6 protein-coding genes are annotated in these 6,749 nt (G+C 46.0%); 3 read left to right on the top strand and 3 right to left on the bottom strand.

The window, feature by feature from the left end:
• Nucleotides 1-268 precede the first annotated feature (268 nt).
• Nucleotides 269-1,297 carry a phosphotransferase gene (locus H8K52_RS20440; RefSeq protein ID WP_186924765.1) on the top strand — a complete coding sequence of 343 codons (1,029 nt, stop codon included), beginning with the start codon at nucleotides 269-271 and terminating at the stop codon, nucleotides 1,295-1,297.
• Nucleotides 1,298-1,315: 18 nt separating this feature from the next.
• Entirely contained in the window at nucleotides 1,316-2,635 is a 1,320-nt protein-coding gene (locus tag H8K52_RS20435) for an aminotransferase class III-fold pyridoxal phosphate-dependent enzyme (RefSeq protein WP_186924764.1), read from the top strand.
• Nucleotides 2,636-2,709: 74 nt separating this feature from the next.
• Here the strand turns inward: H8K52_RS20435 and H8K52_RS20430 are convergent, their stop codons facing one another.
• Together H8K52_RS20430 and H8K52_RS20425 are read right to left on the bottom strand one after the other, a co-directional pair.
• Nucleotides 2,710-3,774, bottom strand: a complete 1,065-nt coding sequence (locus H8K52_RS20430; RefSeq protein ID WP_186924763.1) for a DNAJC11 domain-containing protein — start codon at nucleotides 3,772-3,774, stop codon at nucleotides 2,710-2,712.
• Between the two features lie 74 nt (nucleotides 3,775-3,848).
• Nucleotides 3,849-4,280, bottom strand: coding sequence for a diacylglycerol kinase (locus H8K52_RS20425; RefSeq protein WP_186924762.1), 432 nt, complete (start codon nucleotides 4,278-4,280; stop codon nucleotides 3,849-3,851).
• A gap of 217 nt (nucleotides 4,281-4,497) precedes the next feature.
• Here H8K52_RS20425 and H8K52_RS20420 point away from each other — a divergent pair, with 217 nt between their 5' ends.
• On the top strand, nucleotides 4,498-6,447 hold the full coding sequence (locus H8K52_RS20420) for a GAF domain-containing sensor histidine kinase (RefSeq protein WP_186924761.1): 1,950 nt from the start codon (nucleotides 4,498-4,500) through the stop codon (nucleotides 6,445-6,447).
• A 203-nt stretch (nucleotides 6,448-6,650) separates the two neighbouring features.
• On the opposite strand, the gene H8K52_RS20415 is transcribed toward H8K52_RS20420, so the two are convergent.
• Nucleotides 6,651-6,749, bottom strand: a 99-nt coding sequence (locus tag H8K52_RS20415; protein WP_186924741.1) for an IS3 family transposase, incomplete at its 5' end; no start/stop codon positions are given.

The following is a 6,749-nucleotide window of genomic DNA, read 5'->3' as shown; positions in this document are numbered from 1 at the left end:
GCGTAAAGAGTTAGACGACCATCGTGAACAAAAACGACGACGAGAGGAACAAAGAATGTATCAATTTCAGATCGGATTATTTACATGACTATGTCAATAAAATTATTCCGGACAGTAGTGTGCGCAGGCAGGAATCCAGTGTCTTTCCTCGATCAAGCTAAGTCGCTGGACTCCTGCCTACGCAGGAGTGACCGCTAATCATTTGTACGGCAATCACAGTATTTTGCATGCGCCTCGAAGTTCTACAAATTCAAACCCATCAACAACCATGCAAACCATCACCCCAGAACAAGCATTAGCCTTAGTCGAGCAACACTGGCAGCTTAGTGGCACAGTCAAAGAACTCCCCTCTTATGCTGATCGCAATTTTAAAATTCATACGCCACAAGGCAATTACGTTTTCAAAATCGCGAATCCTAATTGGTCGTATGCTGATCTCGATATTGAAAATGCCGCCTTACTGCACCTCGCTAAAACTTGTCCTGATCTCGCTTTGCCACAAGTGATGTTGACCCTATCTGGTCAACATATCCTGCCATTAATGACAGCCAGCGGGCAGGAATGCCACATGCGTCTACTCAGCTTTGTCGAAGGTGAAATTTACGCGAATGTGGCGGTACGCGAGGACGTGGATCAGCATTACCTGCAAACCAGCTTAGGCATTGCAATCGGCAAATTGGATCGAGGATTAGAAGATTTCCAGCACGCTAGCATGGATAGGTACGTGGATTGGAGCATTAGCAATCTACCGGAATTACAGGATGAAATCGCGCATATCACGGAAGACGATTTGCGCGAATTAGTGACCCGTAACACGCTTTATTTTGCCGAACATGAAGCGACTTGGAAACAGACCTTACCGATGACGGTCATTCATAACGACGCGAATGACTTTAATGTGATCGTCGCCGAAAACGAAGCAGATCCCAAGCCACATGTGAACGCCATCATCGATTTCGGCGATATGTGTCGACACCTGCGCATCGTCGATCTGGCAATCACAATCGTGTATGCCTTACAGCATGTGGAAGAAGATAAGGCGGTACGCGAATGCATCGTTGACATTCTCAAAGGCTATCAATCGCAACATCCCTTGCAAGAACAAGAAATCAAGATTTTGTATCACGTTATCATGGCAAGACTAAGTCAAAGCATCTTGATGGCGACACGCGCTTACCGCCACAATCCCGACAATGACTACATCTTGGTCTCACAAAAAGGCGTGCGCCGCCTGATACGTCAACTCGATGCCATGCATTACCCAGAGTTACAGCAATTATTTTTGAGCGTACTTTAATTCACCAATCGCCCTATCATGCCAACTACCGTCGCCCCTATCCCTGATCGCAGTCCAGAAGACATCATCGCGCTACGCCGCCGGCATCTCAATCCGACACTAAGTATGTCGTACAAAGAGCCGATCAAAATGGTTCGTGGTGAAGGCGCTTATTTATACGATCAAGATGGCAATGCTTATCTTGATATGGTGAACAATGTCTGCCACGTTGGACATTGTCATCCAGCAGTAGTCGCCGCAGGTCAGTCGCAAATGGCGCAACTCAATACCAACACCCGCTACCTGCACGATAACATCGTCGAATACGCCAAGCGACTGAGTGCGACATTTCCTTCAGAATTATCGGTCGTTTTTCTGACCAATTCTGGCACCGAAGCAAATGATCTGGCTCTACGCATCGCCAAGACTTATACCCTAGCGAATGACATCATCGTGGTCGATCATGCCTATCACGGTAATTCACCAACTATGATAGAACTGAGCCCATACAAGTTCGATGGCAAAGGTGGTCGCGGTCGTCCAGCACATATTCAAGTGGCTGAAATTCCCGACGATTATCGTGGACGCTTCCGCAAAGATGATCCACAAGCTGGAGAGCATTATGCCCAAGACCTGCAACGCGCAATCGCCGCAATTCATGCACGTGGCGAAAAACCAGCTGCCTTTTATTGCGAGTCGGTTCTAGGTTGTGGTGGCCAAGTAGTACTCCCTACTGGCTATTTGCCAGCAGCCTACGCACACGCACGCGCCGCTGGCGCAGTTTGTATTGCGGATGAAGTTCAAGTCGGCTTTGGCCGCGCCGGTGACAACTTCTGGGCTTTTGAAGCACAGGGCGTGATTCCTGATATTGTGACCATGGGCAAACCTATAGGTAATGGGCATCCTATGGGCGCGGTCGTCACCCGCCCCGAAATTGCGCAAACCTTTATCACAGGCATGGAATACTTCAACACCTTTGCTGGCAATCCTGTGTCTTGTGCGATAGGGCTGGCAGTGCTAGATGTGATTCAGCAAGAACACTTACAAGAGCAGGCGAAACAAGTCGGTGATTTTCTCTTGCAAAGATTGCGCGACCTAAAACAAAGGCACTCCTTAATCGGTGACGTCCGAGGCATGGGATTATTCATCGGCGTGGAATTGGTCAAGGATCACATCAGTTTAGAACCCGCTACAACAGAAGCCAATGCCGTGATTGAGTTCCTAAAAGCGCATCGGATTTTATTATCGACCGACGGCCCATATGACAACGTCTTAAAACTCAAACCGCCTATGGTGTTTAGCATGGATAACGCTAAAGAATTCTTGCTTCGCTTGGATCAGGGATTACAACAAGTTTAGATAGCGCATTAAAGAAAAAACGGATTCCAAAAAACAGAATCCGTTCGCACATTCAAAAATTGATATCAACACAATCAGCGTAAGTTCAACCAATTTCGTTCATCAACACGCACTGACCTTGCAGCTTGCCCAGACACAGAGTACGTCACCCACAGCGTTTTGCGGGCGCCAGGAGCGGGATCATTACCTCCAGTCGTCGCATTCTCGACCCGCATTTCTAATTGCCCATCGCGCACTAACGACTGCAATACCGCTGTCACGTCCATTTTACGTGACTCAATTCCATAGTAAGCGTTGTGTATGATCAACTGCGTGACGGCTTGATCATCACGATACTGTCGTCCGCTGTATTGACGATCCCGGTTGTCATTTTGATTTTCGGACTCATAACGATCTTGTCGATTACCCCAACCGTCTTTGTAATCACCACGATTTCCCCAGTCACCACGGCTCCAACTCTTAAACAGTGCACCATCGACTACACTGCCCTCGCGATACTCAAATGTTCGTATTTCACCACGACTCCCACGTGCATAAATCCGCAGAGTTTTAATACGACGCGGATGTGGATCGATACCAAAGCTAGCATTACCTATACGAAATTCACGATCACGACGAGCTAATTGTTTCAAGCTGTCAGTGACATCGACATTGCGCTCAAAGGTTCCATAACGTGCACTCAGGATCAGATATTCGCCATCATCATGACCATTTCGACGATCTCGAAAATCATCGTCTTCGTGATTGCCACGTCCATCCCAGCCACCACGGTAATCACCATCACGCCCCCAATCGCCACGACCCCACGCGGTAAATAAATCACCGTCAACCCGACTCCCCTCACGGTACTCAAAGGTTCGCATTTGCCCGAGCGGATCACGAGCATAAATGCGCAATATTTTTTTCTGGTATGGATGTGGGTCAATCGCAAAGCTATGATTATTTACACGAAAACTACGGTCACGCTGCGCCAACTCTCTTAGCGCTTGGGTGACATCGACATTCCGTTCGGCAGTACCATATCGCGCATGCATAATCTGGTATTCGCCATCATCACGCTGGGCGAACGCGGCTGAGACGGTGGAAAGCAGCAGAACAAATAGAAGAACATATTTCAATACAATTTTCTGCAGATTCATGGTTAGCTCGTCAAAAAGATTAGAGTAAGCTAACAACGAGTTCAAATTGGTATTGGTGCACGTACAGAAGAAAATTAATAATAAAATCGATCTACCAAAATAACTGTCCAAGTCGCCACAGCCATCAAAAAAGTTAACAACACAGCCGCGCTACCAAAGTCTTTGGCATTTTTTGATAAGGCATGACGTTCCAAGGAGACGCGATCAACCACGGCTTCGATAGCAGAATTAAGCAATTCAACAATTAACATCAACACCAGCACCGCGATCATCATCAGTTTTTCGAATGCCGACACTGGCAAGAACAATGCAATCAAACTACCAATGACGACTAAAATTAATTCTTGGCGAAAAGCATGCTCTTGTTGCCAAGCCGCTTTCAAGCCGTCGAGAGAATAGAAAAAGGCTGAAAAAATTCGCTTCACTCCACTTTTACTTTTAAATTGACTAATTTGCGGCCTCGCTGTTTCTGTGCGGTTGTCTTGCTGCGTCTCTGGAGTTGTCATGCCTATTGTCCTTTATTACTAAGTCGTGAAAGCTTGCGCGATTCTATCAGTTGTATATGACATTATGAATATTCCTGATTGCGAATAAAATGATTAGTGAGTCCCACAAAAAGCGACGCTCAGCACCACATAACAATGTTAATTTTCACCGATTTGGCATAATCTTCTCGAAAGTGAAGCAAGCACACCGATTGAGCAATTAATCAAGGATAGAGCAATGGAAAACCGCTTACAGCGTTTAGAAGCCGTGCAGGCCATGGTGTTAGAAATTGGCAGAATCTCAGCTGACACGAATGATTTGCGTGAGTTTTTGCATGCGATTCATATCGCTCTGAGCCGCATCATGTATGCAAAAAATTTCTACATTGCTCTCTACAATCCAGAAGACGAGTCCATACAATTTGCCTATTTTTTAGACGAAGTCGATGCGCCGCCAGATCCAAAACGACGCTTCAAACTCGAAGCACCCGGTTCATTCTTAACGAAATGGGTCATCCTCAATCAAAAACCACTCACAGCTCGCGGTGCGGAAATGCGGCGCATCACGATAGAACAAAATATTGAAGTCACCGGAGCGCCATCAGAACACTGGATGGGATATCCCTTGATCGATCATCAAAAACGCACACTCGGCGCCATGGTAGTGCAAAGCTATGACAAAGAAGTTTTGTATTCCGAAGAAGATCAAGCTTTATTTGAGTTAATCGCAAGGCATATCTCAAATGCCTTAGAGGCCTTTCAAAGCGTTGACAAGCTTGAGCGGGCAGTACAAGAAAGAACGGCTTTGTTAGCGCATGAAGTTGCCGAACGACGCCGCTCTGAAAAAATTCAAGGTGCTCTTTATGCCATCGCTGAATTATCTTTTTCTGGTGAGGAAGCTCATCATCTTTATCGAAAACTCCATTCCATCGTCGAAAATCTCATTGTCGCCAAGAATTTCTTAGTGGCCCTATATCACCCTGAATCAGAAGAAATCAGCATCCAATATTTTGTCGATGAAAAGGATGCGCTCCCCACGCATGCACGTTTCCCACTAGGCATGGGCATGACCTCTTTCGTAGTCCACACAGGAAAAGCGCAGTTAATTGATCCGGTTCGACTCAATCAACTCATCAAAGATGGAGAAATCAAACAAGTAATAGGTGGTCGAGACATTGAGAGTTGGCTAGGCGTGCCAATTTTAATCAAAGATAATATTTACGGTGTCATTGTGGTGCAGAGTTATGATTCTAAGATCACTTACGGGCATGCTGATCTCGAACTACTCGCTTATGTTGCCAGCCATATTGCGGTGACGATTGCACGCATGAATGCTGACCGAGAACTACGTCAGACGAAATTCAATCTGGAGCAACAAAACATAGCACTTAACGAAGCGCTGTCTGCACTGCAAGAAGCACAAATTGAATTAGTCAGACAAGAAAAACTCGCCTCCCTAGGCAGTTTGGTGGCTGGTGTCGCCCACGAAATCAATACCCCCTTGGGTATTTGTGTCACAGCAACCAGTCATCTAATCGAAGAAGTACGACTCACGCGCAAAGACATTCTCGCTGCACAGTTTGACGACACACAACGGGATGAGTTTTTGGATATTCTCGATCAAAGCCTGCGCATACTAAGCACCAACACCAAACGTGCAGCGGCTTTGGTGCGTAGTTTTAAACAAGTGGCAGTAGATCAGACTTCCAACGACAAGCGTAAATTTCAGCTCCATTCCTACTTGAACGAAATACTCATTTCCCTGCAACCCAAATTAAAGGGGCGCAATATTGATATACGAATTGACTGCCCACGCGAGTTAACTATCGATAGTTTTCCGGGCGCGATTTCGCAGATTCTGACTAATTTCGTCATGAATTCATTAACGCACGGCTTTGAAAATAAGGACGAGGGGGAAATTCTCATCGTCTTTGAAGTTGATGGTGTTGATTTAAAATTTCTGTATCAAGACGATGGACATGGCATGGATAGCGAAGGTCTCAGTAAATTATTTGACCCTTTTTACACGACTAAGCGTGGGCAAGGTGGTAGCGGACTTGGAACCCACATCGTCTACAACTTGGTGACTGGTCTGCTAGGTGGGACCATTAAGGCCGATTCTAAGCCTGGTCAAGGCTTGAGATATCAATTACGCTTTCCAATCAACGCAAATCTAAAATCGTCGTGACAAACTAGTGTGATTCAAAAAGCGTTAAATTTCAATCAGGAAAACGCTGATTAATTTCGACAGCTTTATCGACGTTGTGAATCAAGAGTTCGACAAACTGCGGATCAAGATGACTACCGCTAACGCTTTTTAAATGCGCAACCACCTGTTCGACTGGCCACGCTAATTTGTAGACGGGGGTGCGGATATTTTCTTGGACTGATTTATGTTGTTAAACCCAAGCGCTCTCTGTATTCAATCGGGCTGAGATAGCCTAGGGACATTTTAATACGCTTTTCGTTATACCAGCGAATGTAGGCATC

Source organism: Affinundibacterium seohonense (genome assembly GCF_014284305.1).
Lineage (GTDB): Bacteria > Pseudomonadota > Gammaproteobacteria > Burkholderiales > Burkholderiaceae_D > Undibacterium > Undibacterium seohonense.
Note: the sequence above shows the minus strand (reverse complement) of the source record. Positions and strands in the feature narration are given on the sequence as shown.